General features: G+C 45.4%; 16 protein-coding genes and 1 pseudogene. 14 read left to right on the plus strand and 3 right to left on the minus strand.

Annotation, left to right across the window (positions count from 1 at the left end):
• Positions 1–2: 2 nt before the first annotated feature.
• Both E2L00_RS09940 and E2L00_RS09945 read left to right on the plus strand, forming a co-directional pair.
• Positions 3–1,106, plus strand: a complete 1,104-nt coding sequence (locus E2L00_RS09940; RefSeq protein WP_167610509.1) for a porin — start codon at positions 3–5, stop codon at positions 1,104–1,106.
• A gap of 59 nt (positions 1,107–1,165) precedes the next feature.
• Entirely contained in the window at positions 1,166–2,083 is a 918-nt protein-coding gene (locus E2L00_RS09945) for a LysR substrate-binding domain-containing protein (RefSeq protein ID WP_167610512.1), read from the plus strand.
• A gap of 572 nt (positions 2,084–2,655) precedes the next feature.
• Here the strand turns inward: E2L00_RS09945 and E2L00_RS21590 are convergent.
• Entirely contained in the window at positions 2,656–3,195 is a 540-nt protein-coding gene (locus E2L00_RS21590) for a replication initiation protein (protein WP_236127715.1), read from the minus strand.
• A 381-nt stretch (positions 3,196–3,576) separates the two neighbouring features.
• Here E2L00_RS21590 and E2L00_RS09955 point away from each other — a divergent pair, with 381 nt between their 5' ends.
• From E2L00_RS09955 to E2L00_RS09965, 3 genes are read left to right on the plus strand one after another with little or no spacing between them, the layout of a single operon-like run.
• Positions 3,577–3,969, plus strand: a complete 393-nt coding sequence (locus E2L00_RS09955; RefSeq protein ID WP_167610516.1) for a polymorphic toxin type 44 domain-containing protein — start codon at positions 3,577–3,579, stop codon at positions 3,967–3,969.
• Positions 3,947–4,384 carry a hypothetical protein gene (locus E2L00_RS09960; RefSeq protein WP_167610519.1) on the plus strand — a complete coding sequence of 146 codons (438 nt, stop codon included), beginning with the start codon at positions 3,947–3,949 and terminating at the stop codon, positions 4,382–4,384. The genes E2L00_RS09955 and E2L00_RS09960 overlap by 23 nt, the downstream gene beginning before the upstream one ends.
• A gap of 18 nt (positions 4,385–4,402) precedes the next feature.
• Positions 4,403–4,888: an Hcp family type VI secretion system effector gene (locus E2L00_RS09965; protein WP_167610530.1), complete on the plus strand. Its 486-nt coding sequence runs from the start codon at positions 4,403–4,405 to the stop codon at positions 4,886–4,888.
• Positions 4,889–5,128: 240 nt separating this feature from the next.
• Here the strand turns inward: E2L00_RS09965 and E2L00_RS21950 are convergent, their stop codons facing one another.
• Together E2L00_RS21950 and E2L00_RS09970 are read right to left on the minus strand one after the other, a co-directional pair.
• Positions 5,129–5,386, minus strand: a complete 258-nt coding sequence (locus E2L00_RS21950) for a phage integrase central domain-containing protein (protein WP_420808842.1) — start codon at positions 5,384–5,386, stop codon at positions 5,129–5,131.
• Positions 5,338–5,709, minus strand: a complete 372-nt coding sequence (locus tag E2L00_RS09970) for an Arm DNA-binding domain-containing protein (RefSeq protein ID WP_236127716.1) — start codon at positions 5,707–5,709, stop codon at positions 5,338–5,340. Before E2L00_RS09970 ends, E2L00_RS21950 begins: the two co-directional genes overlap by 49 nt.
• Positions 5,710–6,401: 692 nt before the next feature.
• Here E2L00_RS09970 and E2L00_RS09975 point away from each other — a divergent pair.
• The 9 genes and pseudogenes from E2L00_RS09975 (at position 6,402) to E2L00_RS10015 (ending at position 20,449) form a co-directional block, all read left to right on the plus strand.
• Positions 6,402–7,898, plus strand: coding sequence for a DUF3375 domain-containing protein (locus E2L00_RS09975; RefSeq protein ID WP_167610533.1), 1,497 nt, complete (start codon positions 6,402–6,404; stop codon positions 7,896–7,898).
• 5 nt (positions 7,899–7,903) lie between these two features.
• Positions 7,904–8,653, plus strand: a complete 750-nt coding sequence (locus E2L00_RS09980; protein ID WP_182929615.1) for a DUF4194 domain-containing protein — start codon at positions 7,904–7,906, stop codon at positions 8,651–8,653.
• 5 nt (positions 8,654–8,658) lie between these two features.
• Positions 8,659–8,853: pseudogene (locus tag E2L00_RS21865) on the plus strand (ATP-binding protein); the annotation flags it as partial.
• Positions 8,854–10,590: 1,737 nt separating this feature from the next.
• Positions 10,591–11,937 (plus strand): SbcC/MukB-like Walker B domain-containing protein, encoded by a 1,347-nt coding sequence (locus E2L00_RS21870; RefSeq protein ID WP_316280376.1) that lies wholly within the window; start codon positions 10,591–10,593, stop codon positions 11,935–11,937.
• Position 11,938: 1 nt separating this feature from the next.
• Positions 11,939–13,087 (plus strand): DUF3322 domain-containing protein, encoded by a 1,149-nt coding sequence (locus tag E2L00_RS09990; protein WP_167610539.1) that lies wholly within the window; start codon positions 11,939–11,941, stop codon positions 13,085–13,087.
• A gap of 98 nt (positions 13,088–13,185) precedes the next feature.
• The gene (locus E2L00_RS09995; RefSeq protein ID WP_167610543.1) at positions 13,186–15,216 is read left to right on the plus strand and encodes an RNA-binding domain-containing protein; all 2,031 of its coding nucleotides are present in this window, start codon (positions 13,186–13,188) and stop codon (positions 15,214–15,216) included.
• Between the two features lie 77 nt (positions 15,217–15,293).
• Positions 15,294–19,487 carry an NACHT domain-containing protein gene (locus E2L00_RS10000; protein ID WP_167610546.1) on the plus strand — a complete coding sequence of 1,398 codons (4,194 nt, stop codon included), beginning with the start codon at positions 15,294–15,296 and terminating at the stop codon, positions 19,485–19,487.
• 288 nt (positions 19,488–19,775) lie between these two features.
• Positions 19,776–20,237, plus strand: coding sequence for a hypothetical protein (locus tag E2L00_RS10010; protein WP_167610549.1), 462 nt, complete (start codon positions 19,776–19,778; stop codon positions 20,235–20,237).
• On the plus strand, positions 20,234–20,449 hold the full coding sequence (locus E2L00_RS10015) for a helix-turn-helix domain-containing protein (protein WP_167610552.1): 216 nt from the start codon (positions 20,234–20,236) through the stop codon (positions 20,447–20,449). The genes E2L00_RS10010 and E2L00_RS10015 overlap by 4 nt, the downstream gene beginning before the upstream one ends.
• Positions 20,450–20,490: the final 41 nt, after the last annotated feature.

Genomic DNA, 20,490 nt, shown 5'->3' on the forward strand with positions numbered 1-20,490 from the left:
TGATGAAATTAAAATATATGCCTTTGCTTCTGGTCCCTTTTTATGGCTTCACTCAAGCCGCCGAGATTTATAATAAAGACAGCAATAAACTGGATTTTTATGGTCGCCTTGTTGCCCGTCATCAGTTCAGCGACACAGTTTCGGCTGACGGTGATAAAACATATGCCCGAATCGGGTTTAAAGGACTGACGACCATTAATGATACGCTCCAGGGATTTGGTCAGTGGGAATACCAGATTTCGGGTAACGTCGCTGAAGGCCAGGAAGGGAATCATTCGCGCACCCGACTGGCATTTGCCGGACTGAAACATGCTTCGCTGGGAAGTCTGGATTACGGGCGTAATTATGGTGTGATTTATGATGTGGAGTCGTTTACTGATATTCTGCCCGTGTTTGGTGCCGATACCTATACCCGCCCGGATACATTTATGCAGCTACGGGCCGGAGGGGTTCTGACGTGGCGCGGCTATGATTTTTTTGGGCTTGTTGAAGGACTTAATCTTGCGATCCAGTACCAGGGAAAAAACGAGGATTCTTCCAGAGCCGTCCGTAACCAGAATGGCGATGGTGTGGGGGCTTCTCTTGTCTGGCAAAGTGACTATGGTCTGAGTCTGGGAACAGCCTATGCGGGGTCCAATCGCACGGATGCGCAACAGCAAAAATCAGGGAATAATGCGGGGCGGGCAGAATCTTTGAATGCCGGGATTAAGTATGATACCGGTAAATTCCTGATTGGGTCGGTATATGCGGAAACCCGTAATATGATCTGGGCTGGCGGAAGTGACTGGACGCTGGGTGACGCGGGCTATGGAAAATGGGGAGCAGTAACGGATCGTACCCGAAACATTGAAGTGGCGGCTCATTATCAGTTTGATAACGGTTTCCGCCCGTCCGTTGCTTATCTGCAGTCAAGAATGGATTATAACGGGATTTCAGGCAATATCGTTAAATATGCTGATATTTCCATACGTTACTTCTTTAACAAGAATTTTTCTGCTCATGCAGACTGGAAAATCAACCTGCTGGATGACGACAGTCGTGTCATTAAAGCAACCGGGATCAGCACTGATAATGTCCTGGCTGCGGGCATGATTTACCAGTTCTGATTATTTGACGTCCCGGCTCCGGTGGTATTACGGAGTCGGGTATTTATACAGGGGAATGAATGGTGGATACTAAAAAAATAAAAAGACATCACCTGGTTGCCTTTGTCCGTATAGCTGAACTGAGGAAAATTCGGGCAGCCGGTAAGGTTCTGGGATTATCTCAGCCGTCACTCAGCCGGACACTGAAAGAGCTGGAAACAATCACGGGACTGCCTCTGGTTATCCGTGCTAATGACGGGGTTTCGCTGACGGATGCAGGAAAACATTTTTTTGGACATGCAAAAAATATCCTCAGCGCGTTTGATGAAATGGAAGAGGATTTACTTTCAAAACATGAAGCGGACGGTATTTCTGTCGGGACTGGCTGCAGCCTGAATATGCTTTTGCCTGAAGTGATTAATTCACTTTGCCGCCATAATATCACGCTGAATGTCTGTGAAGAACAGACTGATATTCTGATGCAGAAACTTCTGGAGCGGGAGCTGGATTTTTGTATTACAACCGTATCACCGCATATGACGGACCCCAGGTTCATGACAGAAGAACTACTCAAACTCCGGTTTGGTATTTTTATGTCAGGAAATAATCCGTTGCGACATTCCACCTCCGTACGGGAATTGCATAACCAGCGCTGGATCATGCCTCCGGTGAGAGCAGGTTATCACAGCGTTATTACCGATTTTCTTAAGGCTAATAATATGAACCCTTTCATCCCTGTTCATATTAATAATATGTTTGGTGTGCCGGCGATACTTGATAAAACTGATTTACTGGGCATTTTACCGGTATCATTTATTGAAAATTCTGGCTGGAATAATAAACTGGCACAGATGAAAGTGGATTTTTTGTTACCGATGGCAACGTATTATCTGTCTTATCGTAAAAATGAACCTCTTCCGATGCTGGCAAAGCAGGCAATCACAGTTATAAAAACGCAGATTAAAGAGCTGATTACGGATAGCTATCTTGATGACTGAAAAAATAGTTAAGGATAAATACATAACGGGCAGGGCCGGAAACTGATAAAGAAGCAGGGGAAAACCTGCCGCACGGCGATGCCGGACCAGGCTTCGTGGGCAGGAAACCAGTGGTACGAAATTTATGGAAGCGCCAGTGAGATCAAGAAATTATATGTATTCGCCAACACCTTTAAAATTTTCAACGAACGCGGCGATTTTCTGAAAAACGCGTTTTTTTTGGTCAGGTATTGTGGGTTCAGGGGCTCATCTTGGGTAATACGACATTCAGTTCTGCCTTACCGTTGATCGAAAACTCCCCGCTTTCCACTGTACGTCTATCAATGACCCTATAACAATTGAAATCCACGCTCGCAGCATTGATACGCTGGTGCGGAAGAAAATGAAAATGAATAGACCTGTGCATATCAACGCCAGAAGGTAATGGGTTAACTTGATTACAATGATTGTTTAACATGATAGCCGTTGAAAACATCGCGTGATAAAAATCATTGTATGTTTTAATCGCTTTGTATTTCAAAACATCTTTGTATGCTATTTTCTCAGATCTTCAAATAAATTAATATTACGGCCTAATCCATATAACTGATCTTTTTTGAGATTTTTATCTTAACAATATCAGGAACAAAATCAGCTAAATAGCTTAAGTCATATGCTGTGGTATCTGTCCACGTTGTACGCCATTCGTTAATATTTAATGGGGTCTTCGTTAGAATATCAGCATAGGATTTGTCAGCATTTAACCTTTCCGTAAACCCGCTTTGAATAATAGATACCAGCTTTAAAGGTTTTATTCTTGCCGAATCTGTTTTCAGAACTGGACTCTTTAGGGCATAGAGCAAGTGTGCATGACCATTTTTTGTATTCTGTATTATCGTGTTAGGCTTCGGTAAGCTTATAAGATCCCATGCAATCGCGCCATTATCATGCTCTATGTCGAAAACAAAACCATTCACAAACGATCTGTTATTAAACCCTATGTATTTTTTTAATAAGGCCCTTTCTTTTGGGCTTCTATACACACCATCATTGAAGTCATCGCAGCATAATACGTATTTATGCATTTGACTTTTATAGTTTTCCATATTATATATTTTATCTTCAAACAACATTTTCACCTTCCTTTAAATATTCCTTTTTGTAATGGTTTGCCGACTATCAAAACAGGAGCTTTGTTTTTATATTTATGCCCATAAACAAATCAATAATATATTTTATATTTTTGTTAAGTGACTTAATTAACCATATCAGATATTGTGTGCTTATTTGGTGTTTTTATATGGAAGAAAAACAGTTGTATATAACTTAAATCTTTTCTATGCTTTTTGATAAAAGGCAGTGAAATACCATGGAATAAAAAGTTGTGAGTATTATCACTCTAAAGTAATTGTTAACTACCCGTTTATTTTAGGAGTATTCCCGGAAACATCACTTCCCATAATAGGTGATTATAGGTGTATGATTGTTAACCAAATAGATAAGAAGGGATTGACATGGCAGTTATACCTTTACTTCCCTCGCAGGGAATATCACTTGTTTTAGACCACATGAGGATTGCTCGTGCTCACGGCATGTCCAGAGACATGGCAACACCTCTTACTTACACATGGTTCTACTATAAAGTTAGAAATCGTGGCCCGTGGGATTACAAACAACATCATCCAGGATTGCAAAATTTCGGTAATTTTCACTACGGCGCTATCGGCTATGCAGCCGGAATACCAGAAAAAATATTGCTAATGGGTGCTGGATTTGCTCAGGAACATGCTGGAACAAGTGAAAAACAGTGGGGTCATTGGTATCAACTACCGCCCTACGGTGATGATCCACACGACCAATTTTGGATTAAACAAGGCATAGATTATGCGAAGAAAGTCGGTTATTAAAATCCTTCACGGTATGCTTACAGCCGTCCTGCTTTTACTAGTAGGTGGTTATTGCTTTTATCAATACTTTTTTAACACACAACCTAATGATGTTTTTGTTAGCAAACAAAAATTATCTAATACCGTTTGGTTGTATGTCACGAAGTATGACGAAGGTAATGCTACAGTTGCTGATTTCTACCGCTTCTATCTTGATAAAGATGATGGCTCCGGTGATGTTATGGAAGCTCTCAAGCACCGGAATCCTTTTATGGAAGCTAAGACTAAAGATGTTATTGCTACAGCTTATGGGAACACTGTAAACATAAAAGTGACGGGCAAGATTTACAGCTTTACCAACTCAGATCTATTCTATTCAGACGGGATAGCAATTATGCCCGTCATCAATCTCATTGCCAATGGCACCAGAGACTAACAGCAAGGAGCTTAAAAAATGGCTGTACCAGTACACTTATTTTTGAAAGATGATGGCGGAGCCGTTATCCGTGGTGGTAGTGATGTTCAAGACCGTGAAGGAAGTATTGAACTTAGAGACTTAATTCATAATCTTAGCATTCCTACAGACGGGGCTACAGGAAAATTAACGGGGACGCGTAAACATTCAGCTTTTAGTTTGACAAAGGCTATTGATTCATCATCCCCATATCTCTATAAAGCCGTTGCCACAGGACAAACATTGCAGAGTGCTGAACTAAAGTTCTACCATATTAATGATGCAGGGCAAGAGGTTGAGTATTTCAATATTCTAATGGAGGGGGTGAAGGTAATTTCAGTAACTCCTGTTATGCATGATACAAGAGACTGTCCGGGGACGGGACATATGGAAAACGTGCAACTGCGCTATGAAAAAATTACGTGGCTGTATAAGGATGGAAACATCCAATATACCGATGCATGGAACGAACGACCGACAGCCTAATCACATATTTCAACACCAACTGATAAACATTGCCCTCGTTCATCGAGGGCTTTTTTATCAACTAATAAGTGGGTATCAAGCCTAACAGAAAATATTTATAAATATCAGGTATTTTATACCCCCCTTTTTTAATTGGTTATATAGATCGATATCATCAACTTGATAGTTAAAATATATCAATGGCGCGTTATCGATCGTCCAATCAATTGCTTTAATCGATCATTATGTAATTTGCGATAGTCATAAGGTATCATTAGCTGAGTTTTGAGCAATCATATCTTCCTGAACAGCATAACGCATGATAGCGGTAATACGCTGTTTCAGACGTGAAGCTGTTTCGTGCTGGCCTTTGGCCTCAATTTTACGCAGAGGAAGAAATAGATCACGAGTGGTTAGTTTCGTAATATCTTTTGAACCAAGAGCCGGGAAAAGATGATTGATGAGACTGTTTAGAATCCGTTCGCTGTGTTGAGGTATCCACCGCTCGCTAACAGACATTTTTTGTGCCAATCACGCGCTACGGCTTCAAACGTAAAATCTCCATGCTCTTCTGCCTTTACAGCTTTTTTCTGTTGAAGTGGGTCGATACCACTGGCTAACAGAAATTTCATCTCCAAGAGGCTTGTACGAGCTTCTGCGAGTGATACAGCAGGGTAGGGGCCAATTGAGTAGACTTTTTGCTTACCATCGAAACGATAAGCCGCTTGCCAATACTTTGACCCATTCGGATGCACAAGCAGATACAGCCCTTTGCCATCGGAAATTTTGGTTGGTTTTTCGGAAGGCTTGGCGTTTTTTACTGCAATATCAGTTAAGCGCATGGCGAGCCTCCAGTGCGGTAAATGTTGGTAAAAAACTCATCGAACTGAGTTTACCAACTTTTTTACCAACAAAAAGGGGTGGCTGCCAGTGTATTTTAATGAACAGTAGTGAACATGAAGAACGGGTAATATGTTGACTTTATAAAGCAAAGCGGACGCCAAAGGGCGTCCGTTTCTGAATGAGTGGTGCCGGACTCGGAATCATATCCACGATTAAGGTGCTGTTTGTTATTGGTTTTGTTGGTATTTCTCGTAAATAGCGCCCCCACTAAGGCCCCCATAAAAAATCACTTTGTTTTTGTGAGGGTTGTCACGAAAAATTGGTGTTTAATTGACCCACTCCCTACTCCCACTCTTACGACACGCGATTTGTTCCATACCATAAAACTCACCATTGTTATGAAGCAGAGTTGTTGTTTTTTATCGTAGGGAGTTAACACCATTTCCGCATTTTTCCACCACGCCTTTCAGCATCCTGTCTTGTAAAGTTATTACTAGACGTTATCAGTTCATGCGTTAGCCCGAACTTATCGCATACAGATTCCGGGATTTTTTCTGATAATGGAGAAAAGTCACTGGGGAAAATATTGTGATAAAAATCACAAAGTAAGGCAGGCTACTGGAGAAAAAATCTGCAACGGCGAATTATCGTAGTCTGTGTACCTCAACCAGTATTTTGAAGGCTCTGCTACATGGAAGAAAACACAAGGCAGCGTACGGAAAATTATATTTCAGCAAAAAACCAGCATCCTGCCTGGATACTTCTTGCTACCCGTCGTTCCCCGCTGATACTGAGTTGCCTGAAAACGCTGTTTGAAAAATCAAATGATGGTATCTCTCTTGAGGACGCGATTCAGTCCCTTACCGGTATTCTTGTCGAGCGTGTGAGTCAGGAACAGTATGATATTAATCAGGAAAATCCGTCTTTTCAGGCCAGCCGTGAACTACGAGAATGGATAAAACGGCGTTTAATTGTCGAACGGGATGGGCGTATCTTCGCCACCGATGCGCTTGAGGTCGCGATTACGTTTGTTGAGTCGTTGGATAATCGTTTCATGACCTCTACGGCTTCCCGTCTGTCCACCGTACAGCGAGAAATTGAAAATCTGGAAACCCGGCTTAATCCTAACCCGGCAAACCGGGTTTCAACCTTACGTCGTCGTATTGCCGAGCTGGAACGTGAATTACAGGAGGCAGAAGCCGGACATATTGAGGTACTGGAAACGTATCAGGCGGTCGAACATATTCGTGAGGTCTTCAATTTAGCTTCCAGCCTGAGGGCTGACTTTCGTCGCGTTGAAGATTCCTGGCGTGAGGCAGACCGTGCGCTTCGGCAATCCATTATCGGTGAGCAATATCACCGTGGCGATATAGTAGAACGCCTGTTAAACGATCAGGACGCGCTGCTTAATACGCCGGAGGGAAGAGTCTTCGACAGTTTTCAGCAACAGCTACGCCAGTCAGCTGAACTGACTGCAATGAGCGAGCGACTGCGCGTAATCCTTGGCCATCCTTCTGCTTCTGATGCGCTCAACCGTCTACAGCGTCATGATTTGCGCTGGCTGGTTAAACGCCTGGTCGATGAATCGCAAACCGTACTTCAGGCTCGCGCCCGTAGCGAGCGCGATGTTCGCGGTTTTATGAAAACGGGTCTTGCGGCTGAACATCACCGTGTTGGCCATCTGCTTAACGAATTTCTGAATCTGGCATTAAAACTCGACTGGCAGCGCCAGGTTATTCGCAAACAAGAGGTTCCGCTTCCTGCCATTGGTGTGGCAGTAACGGGTGTCCCTGCTATTGAGCGCTTGCGTTTTAAAGAAGTGGACGATGAAGCGGAACAAACGTTGGATCTCAGTAATCATGCGGCGGATTTAACGCAGATTGGTGATGATTTCTGGGATGCTTTCAACGGTCTCGATCGTGAGGCGTTGATTCAGCAAACGTTGCAGCTTCTGGCAAAAGAAAATCGTCCCGTTGGTCTGGCTGAGTTGGCGGCATTGTTGCCCCCGGCTCACGATCTCGAAACGTTCGCCGTCTGGATTGGCATGGCGAGAGAAGCGGGCATTGAGGTTATTGATTCACAGCGCGAATTTGCTGAACTTAGTGATGGGGAAGATCGTCGCTGGCGATTTAATCTGCCCATTACCGGTCTGGAAAGTCAGGCATTAATGGATATTGATTGGGAGTAGTTGGCATGGCGGGCTTTTTTGACAAACTGATTAACCGGAGCGTTACTGCAAATACAGGCAGTGAATCAGAATCGTTGGATGAAGAAGTTGCCGAAGCATTGGTTGAGGAAAATGCAACCAGTAGCGAAACGCGAACACTGAAAAAAATACGCGAAGCGACTCAGGAATTGCTCAAATATGGCCTGCTGGAAGAGGCCAGTAAACCCAATCTGTACCGCGTGGTACTGACTCACCCTGAAGAGGTTACTCGCATTCTGGAACCTCTCGATCTGGATATTGGCATTGATGAGATCCGCGGTCTGCTGTATGTCAAAGTCAGGCTTGACGAAACGCCAGAACAGGATGAATGGTCACACCCTCTGGTGAGACGGCAACGGCTTAATCTGGAACAATCATTATTGGTCGCCATATTGCGTCAGCATTTTGTTGCCTGGGAGCAAGAAAGTGGAACCGGCGCCAGCCAGGCGCAGATCGCTATCGACGATCTTCTCCCTCAGCTCCAGATTTACCTTGGCGATCCGGGGAGTGAATCAAAAGAACGTACCCGGTTGCTTACCCTGTTGGATCAATTAAAGGGTCATGGGCTGGTCACGTCGCCGGATGCGCATGAGCGGATCGTGATTCGTCCGATTATTGCTCATCTTGCCGATCCGATGAATCTTCAGGCATTACTGGCATGGCTGCGGGAACAGATTGCCCGGCAAACCTCCCCGGATAACGCGTCAGAAAAGGATAGCAGTGAGGAGGACGTATGAATCAGATGGTTCGTCTGACTGGGAAGGAATCTTTCATTCTTACCCACATCGAGTTGTTCAACTGGGGCGGTTTTCATGGATTGCATCAGGCCGCAATCCATCATGAAGGCACTGCCGTTATTGGCCCAACCGGGAGCGGAAAAACCACGCTGGTCGATGCCCTGATGACGCTACTCTGCGCCAATCCCCGTTACAACCTGGCCTCAACCGGCGGTCATGAAAGTGACAGAGATCTTATCTCCTACGTGCGCGGCGTATCCGGCCCCGGTGATGGAGGAGAAGGCCAATCGCATATTGCCAGACCGGGTAAAACCGTGACCGGTATTGCCGCTACGCTGGAGCGCGAAGGACAACAGGTACGTCTGGGGGCGCTGTTGTGGTTTGATTCCACCAGCTCCAGCGTGACGGATATGAAAAGGCTTTGGCTGTTCAGCGATAACCCCGGGCAGACACTGGAGCACTGGTTGAACGTTTACCATGACGGCGGCACACGTTTGCTGCGGCAAATGGAAAAGGAAGCGACCGGCATCTGGACATACCCGAATAAAAAGCAGTACTTGGCTCGCCTGCGGGATTTCTTCGAAGTGGGGGAAAACGCGTTTACGTTGTTAAACCGGGCGGCAGGGTTAAAACAGCTCAACAGTATTGATGAGATTTTCCGCGAGCTGGTGCTGGACGACCATTCCGCCTTCGATCGCGCAACAGAAGTGGCCAATAGTTTTGATGGTCTGACTGAGATTCATCAGGAACTCGAAACGGCGCGTAAACAGCAGCAGTCCTTGCAACCTGTTGCTCTGAGTTGGGACAAGTACCAGAAGCAAGAGCGACAACTTGCTGACAGGAAGATGCAGGAATCGTTGTTACCTATCTGGTTTGCCCAACAGGCGAGTCAGCTCTGGCGGGAAAAGATTAGCCTCCTTAACGCTGAGCTTGGTGAGGCACAAACTCACGAAGAACAGATCCAGTCACGGCTCGAACTGCAAAAAAAGGTGGTTAGCGACTGTATGCAGCGCTATCTCCAGGTCGGCGGCGCCAATATTGATGAACTGAACGAGCGCATCAATGACTGGCAAAAAACGCTCGGTAGTCGAGAAACTCTGGCGCACCAGTATCAACAGCTGACCCGCAATCTTGGATTGCCGCCTGACCTGAGCCAGCCACAGCTGGAAGCGAATCAGCATGAAGCCGAGGCCCGACGTGAACAGCTCGCCGATGATATAAAGTTAAAACAGGAGGAGGCGTATCAAAAAGGCGCGCTCAGTCATCGCATTACCGAAGAACTGCGTGAGCGGGAAACTGAACGCGCCGAGATCGCGCGTCGTCCGGATTCTAACCTTCCCGTACATTATCAGGCGTTTCGCAGCGAGCTGGCAAAAGCGCTGAACGTTGAAGAGTCTGAACTGCCTTTCGTCGCCGAACTGATTCAGGTTAAACCGGAAGAGGCGCAATGGCGCGGTGCGATTGAACGTGCCGTTGGCAGTAACCGGCTGCGTATTCTGGTTTCACCAGAATCTGCACCGGAAGCGCTGCGCTGGGTAAATCAGCGCAACAACCGTCTGCATGTGCGGCTGCTGGAAGTCAAATTGCCGCACTCTCCCGCCCGGTTTTTCGACGATGGCTTTACCCGCAAGCTGTTGTGGAAAGAGCATCCGTGGCGGGAAGCCGTCAAAGCCTTACTGGCGGAAAGCGACAGGCATTGTGTTGACAGCCCTGAACAGTTGCGCGACATGCCTCATGCCATGACGATGCAGGGATTAATGTCCGGTAAACAGCGTTTTTATGACAAGCAGGATCAGAAACGCCTTGATGAAGACTGGCTAACGGGATTCGATAACCGCGATCGCCTGAATTTCCTTGCAAAAGAAATTGCCGCGCTTCAGGAGCAGGTTAAAGCCGCAAACAAGGCACTTGAGTTTGCGAAAGGCGAGGTGGGGCTTTTGCAAAATCAGGCCATTTCATTCCAGAAAATACAACAAATTGATTACGATAGCATCGATGTTCCCGGCGCAAAGGGCCAACTGGAAGCGCTCAAGGAACGGCTGGAGAATCTAATCCGCCCGGATTCTGACGCCAGCGTAGCGAAAGCAAAGCTTGATGAAGCTCAAACGGTTGAATCTGAACTTGATACGCAGCTCAGAGCCGCCAATAAAGTCACTAACGGGCTGGATACAGAACTCACCTCAGCCCGGGCCGCAGAACGTAAGGCCCAGCAAACCGCGCAACAAGCTATGCAGGATGAAGAGCGAGAGTTGTGCGCGTTACATTTTCCTGCGGTGACTCTGGAGCAGCTGCCCGACATTCGCGATCTGGAACGTCAACATGAGCGGGGAATTCAGCAAGAAATTGAGGGTGTTAAAGGTGAACTGCATCGACTGAACATTGAACTGACCAAACGTATGTCTGAAGCCAAACGTGTGGATACCGGGGCGCTCGTTGAGGCAGGGGCTGATTTAGACGATATTCCTGTCTATTTACAGCGTTTGCAGGAACTGACCGAAGAAGCCCTGCCGGAAAAGCTCAATCGCTTTCTTGACTATCTGAATCGTTCATCTGACGACGGCGTAACGCAACTGCTCAGCCATATCGATCATGAGGTGCTGGTGATTGAAGCGCGACTCAGCGAACTCAATGAAACCATGTTCAGGGTTGATTTTCAGCCGGATCGCTACCTGCGTCTGGATACCAAAAAAGTTGTTCATGAAAGCCTGCGCACGCTTGAAAAAGCGCAGCGTCAGCTAAATGCCGCCCGGTTTGTTGATGATAATGGCGAGAGCCATTATAAGGCCTTACAGGTGCTGGTGGCGCAACTGCGGGATGCCTGTGAACGAAACCGTACCCTGGGGGCGAAGGCGCTGCTGGATCCCCGTTTTCGTCTGGAGTTCGCCGTATCGGTGATGGATCGCCAGAGTGGTAATGTGATTGAGTCACGTACCGGCTCGCAGGGCGGTAGCGGCGGAGAAAAAGAGATTATCGCGTCTTACGTGCTGACCGCATCACTTAGCTACGCGCTATGCCCTGCGGGGAGTCGTTATCCGCTGTTTGGCACTATTGTCCTTGATGAAGCTTTCTCCCGTAGCTCTCATGCCGTGGCGGGCAGGATCATTGCCGCGCTTAGAGAGTTTGGTTTACATGCGGTATTTATCACCCCAAATAAAGAGATGCGCCTGTTGCGCGACCATACTCGCTCGGCGATTGTCGTCCACCGGCGCGGTCAGGATTCGAATATGGCCTCGCTGAGCTGGGAAGAACTGGAACAACACTACCAGCGGCGGGAGAACGCGTAAAATGTATTCTCCTGAGGAACTGCGTAAAAAACTAGCCCGGCAGTGGGATAATGCAAAGCTTCGGGCTGAGCGCTTACTTCCCCCAGGTAGCTGGCCGCTCTGCCTGCCCATTGGCAAACCTTCCGCCAGAATGTTCGCAGAGCAAACGCAGTACGTTTTGCAGCACGTACAGTTATGGCGGCAAGTAACGGTTGGGCGTGTGGATTGGGAAGAGGTGAGTTATCGGGCTAGCGGCACGCCAGTATTAATGCCGTTACGCTGGATACTGAATGGCCCTTCTGACTGGATCAACGCAGCGGCGGATCCGGTGGTGAGTCGGGAATTTCGCTTGCTGGAGAGAATTATTGAGCAGGTTGATGCCATTTTTCATCCGCTGTTGGTCAGCCATCGTTCTCTCTGGCGGCACAAAGACCCACAAGACATCATCAGCGCAGCCAGGCTGGCCTGCCGATTAGAGCCAGGCTGCGCAAAAGGGCTACCGTTAAGGCTGCTTTCCGGGCAAGGGGTGGATACTAAATTTATCGAGAATAATATTTCGTTATTAACCCGACTGCTGGATGTGCGTTTTTCCGGCGAAGCCAGCGAGCAGGGATTAACCACCTTTCTTGACGCTTTCGATGAGTCCAGCCACTGGGTTCTGGTTGTGCCATTATCGCCCGGATTGCTCCCTTTTAAAAAATGCCGGGTGACGACGGCGGAACTGGCGGAAACGACATTGCCCGCGTCGCGTATTCTGGTGATTGAAAATGAACAGTGTCTGCATCAACTTCCAGCGTTATCTGACACTATCGCGATTTTAGGGTGTGGCCTTGATGTGCAATGGTTATCCAGCTCTGTTCTGGATGAAAAACGCGTTGCCTATTGGGGGGACATGGATAGCTGGGGGCTACTGATGTTGGCGAGAGCCAGGCGCTGTCGCCCGACGCTTGATGTTCTGCTTATGAACCGTGGGTTGTTTGAGCACTATGCCAGCCATAGCGCCGTTTCTGAACCGGTAAAAGCGCAGCAAGCAATCCCTGATGGCTTGCTTAATGAAGAGATCGATTTTTATCGCTACTTAACCTGCTTACCGCGTGGTCGTCTGGAGCAGGAATTTTTGCCTGCGGGGATAGTTGAAGAGGCGCTGGTCATGTGGCGGAAAGGATTATAAATAAGGTTGAAAGATCCGTCAGTACCCTTAGCAACCTACCGGATATTCGGTAGATGCGGTATCATATAGCCGAATATTTTTCAGCCAGAGGAACCTCTATGCCTTTGCAAATAAAAGACATTATAGATCTGCAAACCCTTGTTGAATCGGAACAGGTAGAGTTCAAGCTGGCAGGGGGAAAAGACGGCAAAGGCGAGTTACCGAAAGACTTCTGGCCCACCTATTCCGCAATGGCAAATGGTCGGGGCGGTTGGGTAGTTCTCGGTGTAAAAGAACAGGCTGGAAAATTTACACCAGTTGGTATTGCTGATCCCGAAAAGATTAAGACCGATCTGTTTAATCAGTTAAACGATCGCGATCGGGTCAGTGCGAATGTGCTGAGATCAGAAAATGATGTGCAACAGGTCTCTTTGCAGGGAATGGACGTTCTGGCGATCCATATTCCACAGGCAATGCGCAAACAAAAGCCGGTGCACCTGAAAAAGTCTCCATTTGGTAACACCTATCAACGTCTGCACGAAGGCGATCGCGTTTGTGATGATATGACCGTCAAGCGGATGCTTGCAGAGCAGATCCACGACAGCCGCGATAATGAAGTTCTTTCCGAACACTATACCTTTCAGGACGATATCGATCTGGACAGCCTGAAAGTCTATCGCAATCTGTTATCGGCAAATAACCCGCAACATCCTTATCTGGCCTGTGAGCCGTTTGAACTATTTAAAATGGTTGGTGGATGGCGTAAAGACAGGGAAACCGGAAAAGAGGGCATAACGCTGGCTGGCGTTCTCATGTTTGGTCAATGGGATGCAATTATTGCCGCAGCGCCCAACTACATGGTGGACTATCAGGAACGGCCCGAGGCTAAAACGGAGCTACGTTGGGTGGATCGGGTATGTCCGGACGGTACATGGTCAGGGAACTTGTTTGATTTTTATCGCAAGGTATACCAAAAGCTGGTCGCCGATCTGAAAGTCCCGTTTACCCTTGAAGAGGGTCAGCGCAAAACGGATACGCCAGTACATATCGCGCTGCGTGAAGCGCTGGTTAACACGCTGGTCCATGCTGATTTTACCGACCGGGTTTCTATTCTGATCGTCAAACGCCCCGATATGTTTGGCTTTCGCAATCCCGGCTTGATGCGCCTGCCGTTGGAGGATGTGATTGCAGGCGGCGTCAGTGATTGCCGCAACAGGTTGCTACACCAGATGTTTTTGCTGATTGGTTTGGGTGAACGTGCAGGTTCAGGAATGCCGAAGATTTTTAGCGGCTGGCGAACGACCAACTGGCGCATGCCGAGACTGAGAGAAAATCCCTTCCCGGCACAGACAATACTGGAGTTACCAACCGCCAGCCTGATCCCGCAGCATGTTCTGGATGATTTGCATCAACGATTTGGCGAGACTTTCGATCAGCTTGATGATTTTGAACAGGTGATTGTTGCAACCGCAGCGATTGAAGGTTGGGTCAATCATGAACGCGCCTGCCAGTTAACAACCCGTCATTCCCGCGAAGTCACGTTGACGCTTCCTCGTCTGGAAAGTAAAGGTTTTCTGGTCGCAGGGGGGGAGCAGAAAAGCAAATATTACACCTTGCCCGGCGTATCGGTCATGACACCGGATGAGGTTTTCTCGTTAGGCGCGGTTGTGAGCTCCACACATAACGAGGGGAACTCCACATATAACGAGCAGAGGTCCACACATAACGAGCAGAGGTCCACACATAACGAGGGGAACTCCACATATAACGAGAAGAGGTCCACACATAACGCCGGGGACGATCAACCTGCGTCCCGGGATGAGTATGGACGTTTGCTTAATCGCTTTATCGACAGACCTTATATTGATGATGTTGAAAATCTTACTGATGCTTTCCGGGATTCGCTATTTGCTTTGGCTGCGGTTCCACGTGAAAGGCTGCGTCTGGGGGATAAAGCGCTGATGAAGAGTGTGATCCTGAATGTGTGCCAGGGGCAGTATATTTCCGTTGCAGCGCTGGGGCAGATCCTTAGCCGTAACCCTAATGCGCTGCGTCAGCAGTACTTAAAACCGCTGGTAGAGCAAGGGGAACTGAAGCTGGCGTTTCCGCAGTATAAGAATGACCCGAAGCAGGGGTATAGTGCTGTTTAATGCTATATCTGGTTGCGATATTCAATAAACGTGCGCCTCGTGTCGTTTGGTTTGAACGCACATCGTAAGGAAATAATATGTCGATAAGATGGGAAAGCATCAGGACGTTCAACAATTCTCAAAATAATGCTTTTGAAGAACTGATTTGTCAGTTAGCAAGAGAAGAACCTATTATTAACAAAATAGATTTTCGCCGTGTGGCAGCGCCAGATGGTGGCGTCGAAGCCTATTGTGTACTTGATGATGGAACTGAATATGGCTGGCAGGCAAAGTATTTTTTTAGTATGGGTGATGCTCAGTGGAAACAGTTAAAAGAATCATTTGAAACTGCTTTAAAAACACATCCAAATCTTACCAAATATTATATCTGTATTCCGTTAGATCGACAGGATCCTCGTAGAAAGGATCAGGATTGGTTTATGGATAAATGGAATAAAAAGGTTGCAGAATGGACGCAATACGCTAAGGGGCTAGGAAGAAATATCAGTATTGAGTATTGGGGAAGCTCGGAACTAACCCATCGGTTATCACAAGAGAATAATGCTGGCCGGTTACATTTTTGGTTCTCAGCGGAAGAGTTTACCACTCGTTGGTTTAGCGAACAGATAGAAGAGAGTACTAAAAACCTTGGCAAGCGATATACTCCAGAACTGAATGTCGAACTGGATATTGCCAGAAATTTTGATGCAATTAGCAGAAATAGTGGTTTTTATAAGGTAACACATAAATATTTTCATGATTTTATTGCAAAACTTAACAAGTTTACAGATAGAGCCATTCATTATTCTGGTAATAACACATCCGAACAATTTAAACGCTGGATTTCTGATGTTAAAGACAGCTTTGTTCCCGAAGACCGTGCATTGGAACAGTTTGATATAAATTTATTGTTGAGCCACATAGATAATATTAGTAAGTACTTATCTGATTTTGAACATGAATTTATTGATAATAGTGAAAAGAAAAATGACGATCTGAGGTATCAGGTTAATAATGCATGGCAGGCAATTTCTGACTTTTCAGACTTTATCAAGGGCCCAATGTTGAAATTGGCAAATAGCCCTCTAATGATTCTGTCAGGGGAGGCCGGGATTGGAAAATCTCATTTATTAGCGGATATAGCAAACCATCGAATAAAAAGTAGGATTCCTTGCCTATTACTTCTGGGGCAAAACTTTGTATCAGAAGAGTCACCATGGACACAAATACTAAGAAATATTCTGCGTGTTGATGGTAAGGAAAATGTCTTATTAGGGGCATTGAATGCCAGAGCTGAGGCTCAGGGAGAACGTCTGCTATTTATTATTGATGCAATCAATGAAGGGAAAGGACGGTATTTTTGGCCCGATTATATAGTCGGCATGATAAATCAGTTCTCTAAATATCCTTGGCTTGGGCTTGTTTTGAGTATCAGAAGCTCATATGAAAAATTAATTGTCCCCAAAGACTTTTTCGATGAAAATAAAATAACACGAATTGCTCATTCTGGTTTTGGGAGTGTCGAATATCAGGCATCTAAGTTCTTCTTTTCTCAATATGGTATAGAGCAACCGGGAGTCCCGATATTACATCCTGAATTCAGTAATCCACTTTTTCTTAAAATTTTTTGCGAAGGTCTATATCGTTCTGGATTAAATAAAATTCCGAAAGGATATTCTGGGATAAGTAATATCATTTCATTTTTCATAAACAGTATTGAGGCTAAGTTATCGAGACCTTCCTCTTTCAATTACCCTGAAAATTTTAAGCTTATAGAGAAAACCATTAATGAATTAATAGAATATAAGCTAAATAATGACTTGAGTTTTATTCCGTATGAAGCGGCATTTGATATTGCAGAGAAAATCATTGGTCGATATAGTGATCGACGTCGTTTTCTCGATGAATTAATTTCAGAAGGGATATTGTCAAAGAATATCTATTGGAATTCGAAAGATAATTATGATGAAGGGGTATATCTGGCTTATGAACGATTTGAAGACCATCTGACAGTATCTTTTCTTTTAGATAAATATTCAATAAATAATAATGATGCACTAGATTCTTTTTTTAAAGAGAATGGTGAGTTATATAAATATATAAAATCGAGCTATTTTTATCAGGGTATAATTGAATCACTTTCTATTCAGTTGCCTGAGAAATTTGGCAAAGAGCTTTATGAATTGGTTGAAGTTGAGTATAAAAAACATGATGGTATTATTCGTGCATTTATCTCAAGTCTTATCTGGCGTAAGCCTGATAATATTGAGGAAAAGACGCTTGAATATATTAATAAATATATCATTCCATTTGATAACGGCTTTGATGCCTTTATGCAAATGGTTTATACCGTATCCTCCGACCCCGAACATATTTATAACGCAGACAAGTTACACAAATTTCTTTCAAAACATTCAATGGCAATCAGAGATTCATTCTGGACGAAGTATCTCCATAATTTAGATTATTACGAAACTTCTTCGATGCAGCGTTTAATTGACTGGGCTGGCGCGGAAGAGGATAAGTTTTATTTATCGGATGACTCAAGATTACTGGCTGCTAAGGCGCTGTCATGGCTACTGACGAGCACGAATATCAAATTACGAGATAGCGCAACGAAATCGTTAGCCAATTTATTGGAAAATAGTATTAAAACGATTACGGCGCTCATAGACAGCTTTAAAGATGTTAATGATCCTTACGTACTAGATCGGGTCCTGGCGGCCTCTTATGGCGCGGTTTTAAATTCTGTTACTCTGGATGATTTAGATAAACTGTCTGAAAATATTGTTGCCACTATTTTTGAAGCTGAAGAAGTATATCCTAATGTTCTTGTCAGGGATTATGCCAGAAATATAATAGAATATGCTTTATATAAAAAAGTATATCAAATGGATAATGTTGATATTATTCGGCCTCCATATCGAAGTGATTTTCCAACGACTTTCCCAACCAATGAGGAAATTGATGCGTATAAATATGATTATAATGCTGCGGATTTTAAAGATTACTATTGGGGACAAAATGCAATATTAAGCTCAATGGTTACTGAGTATGGACGGGGGATCTGTAGCTATGGTGATTTCGGGCGTTATACTTTTCAGAGTGCATTATCTGGATGGTGTGATTTTGACCCTAATGAACTAAGTAACTATGCCTGTAAACTGATTTTTGAGAAATATGGCTATGATGTTGAGAAGCATGGACAGTTTGATCGATACGCCAGTGAGGGGGATAGAAGCAGGAACAAAAAAGAAAGAATAGGTAAAAAATACCAATGGATTGCATTGTATGAGGTTTTGGCGCGTATTGCGGACAATCATCAGGTGGCCGAAGGGGGCAGTCGCTGGTCAGAGTCGAAAAATTATGTCTGGTTTCAGGGACCCTGGGAGTTGTTTGTCAGAAAAATAGATCCAACCACGCCATCTTATAGCAAAGAGATTATAAGACAAAAAAGCTTCTGGAATAATGAAAATCCATATAATGACTGGGATGGCACTATTAATGATTGGTTGAAGAGAGAGGCTAATTTACCTGATCCACTTGAACTGATATCAGTTCTGTCTGCCGATGATAAAAAATATTTATTACTTGATGGCTTTTTTACATGGGATGAGCCACTTCCTCTTGGTGAGGACGAATATGGCTATGCAAAAAAACACCTTTGGTATCATATTAGAAGTTATTTAGTAAAAGAAGGTGAATTACCAACGCTAATATCCAATTTGAATAAAGATCTGTCATTAATCCGAAATTTACCAGAATCGCATGATCAATACCGAGTCTTTAGCCGAGAGTATTACTGGTCGCCTGCATATCAATATTTTGACGACCCGCACTACGGAGATAAGGGATGGCAGAATATTTATACTGATTGGCAAAAACAGGGAAAACCCATTGCGACGATTTGTCTGACATCTGAAAGTCATCATTGGGAGTCTGATTCGTCCGGTGATAATGAACTATCATATCTGGCACCTTGCGAATTTATGTATCATGGTATGAAGTTGAATTATTCTGAAAATACAGGGGAATGGTTGGATAGTGATGGAGATGTTACATTTTTGGATCCGTCTATTCACTATGAAAATAAATCAGCACTCATTGTTGATAAAGATAAACTAGAGCAATTTTTATTAAAAAATGAATTGAATATAGTTTGGGTTGTTACCGGTGAAAAGAATATTCACTCAATGCGTCCTATTGATCTCGATGGCGATAAATGGCTGGAGATATATGGGATTTATACTTTAAAGAATAATAATGTAGGCGGGTGGAGAATAATTAAATAAGGGGCTAAAAATTTCTTGCCGTCTGTTACCAATAGCGGTATCTTTTCCCGGCGCCTGCAAATTCAGGTGCCGGGATTGGTCTCCCGAATATCATACCTGCGACATATGGCGCGTTAGCGTCTTTTTTATGTCGTGCGTTCGGCTATACCTCTATGGTGGGCTGGGCGGGGGCACCGCAAGGTGCGCCGGTGTAGGTATGGCCGGTAAGACCAACTCCGTTCAGTCCACCACCCGGAAGATTGGTCTCTTCGGTGGTGGAATTTAAATTCACATACCGGAGGTTGCCTTATGGCTACTACCCCAATCCAAACACACCCGTTACTTGCTGTTCCCTTCAATGCCGCCACGGACTTTACCGTCCTTGCCAGCCACTGCGAAAACTTCGCCGAAACCCTGATTGAAAGTAAAGATATCGCGTTAAAAATGGCGCTCTGTGGCAGACTCAACGCCGCTCTGACACTGCTCCAGCCCACTCTGTTAGAACCTGTCCCGCCCCATCTTGTTGAAAGCCTGACCGTTGATACCCTCCCGGCAAATACCCCTCAGTTTGGGCCGGAATGTACCGAACTTTGCAACTACTGCCTTGCCCTGACGCAGACGCTGGCGGGGCAGGGATTTTCCTCTGAAACGGAGAAATTCCTTAGCTGGCTGCTGTATGACCTGATCAATTACTTCGCAGCGGAAATGAAAGCCCCGCGCTGGCTGCGCACTCCTGATGGCGTAAAGTTTATTGACGGGGTGGCGGCATGATGCAACCGGACTGGCATTCTGCCGACATCATCGCGGCGCTGAAAAAGCGCGGAACGTCGCTGTCCGCCGTTTCCCGCGACTCAGGTCTGGCGTCCTCCACGCTGGCAAACGCGCTAATAAGGCACTGGCCCAAAGGTGAAAGACTGATTGCCGAAGCGCTGGGCGTTGCACCAGAGCAAATCTGGCCTTCCCGTTACCTCAGACCACGTTAAAACAGACTCTCCCGGTCTTCTGATGGCTTTGCTGTCAGAAG

Source organism: Cedecea colo, assembly GCF_011808225.1.
GTDB lineage: Bacteria > Pseudomonadota > Gammaproteobacteria > Enterobacterales > Enterobacteriaceae > Dryocola > Dryocola colo.

Bases quoted from the DNA above. Each gene is read 5' to 3' on its own strand.
- E2L00_RS09995 (WP_167610543.1), top strand. From the start codon at position 13,186: ATGCCTTTGCAAATAAAAGACATTATAGATCTGCAAACCCTTGTTGAA.
- E2L00_RS09955 (WP_167610516.1), top strand. From the start codon at position 3,577: ATGGCAGTTATACCTTTACTTCCCTCGCAGGGAATATCACTTGTTTTA.
- E2L00_RS21590 (WP_236127715.1), bottom strand. From the start codon at position 3,195: ATGTTGTTTGAAGATAAAATATATAATATGGAAAACTATAAAAGTCAA.
- E2L00_RS09960 (WP_167610519.1), top strand. From the start codon at position 3,947: ATGCGAAGAAAGTCGGTTATTAAAATCCTTCACGGTATGCTTACAGCC.
- E2L00_RS09965 (WP_167610530.1), top strand. From the start codon at position 4,403: ATGGCTGTACCAGTACACTTATTTTTGAAAGATGATGGCGGAGCCGTT.
- E2L00_RS10015 (WP_167610552.1), top strand. From the start codon at position 20,234: ATGATGCAACCGGACTGGCATTCTGCCGACATCATCGCGGCGCTGAAA.
- E2L00_RS10000 (WP_167610546.1), top strand. From the start codon at position 15,294: ATGTCGATAAGATGGGAAAGCATCAGGACGTTCAACAATTCTCAAAAT.
- E2L00_RS09975 (WP_167610533.1), top strand. From the start codon at position 6,402: ATGGAAGAAAACACAAGGCAGCGTACGGAAAATTATATTTCAGCAAAA.
- E2L00_RS09945 (WP_167610512.1), top strand. From the start codon at position 1,166: ATGGTGGATACTAAAAAAATAAAAAGACATCACCTGGTTGCCTTTGTC.
- E2L00_RS21950 (WP_420808842.1), bottom strand. From the start codon at position 5,386: ATGTCTGTTAGCGAGCGGTGGATACCTCAACACAGCGAACGGATTCTA.
- E2L00_RS09940 (WP_167610509.1), top strand. From the start codon at position 3: ATGAAATTAAAATATATGCCTTTGCTTCTGGTCCCTTTTTATGGCTTC.
- E2L00_RS10010 (WP_167610549.1), top strand. From the start codon at position 19,776: ATGGCTACTACCCCAATCCAAACACACCCGTTACTTGCTGTTCCCTTC.
- E2L00_RS09990 (WP_167610539.1), top strand. From the start codon at position 11,939: ATGTATTCTCCTGAGGAACTGCGTAAAAAACTAGCCCGGCAGTGGGAT.
- E2L00_RS09970 (WP_236127716.1), bottom strand. From the start codon at position 5,709: ATGCGCTTAACTGATATTGCAGTAAAAAACGCCAAGCCTTCCGAAAAA.
- E2L00_RS09980 (WP_182929615.1), top strand. From the start codon at position 7,904: ATGGCGGGCTTTTTTGACAAACTGATTAACCGGAGCGTTACTGCAAAT.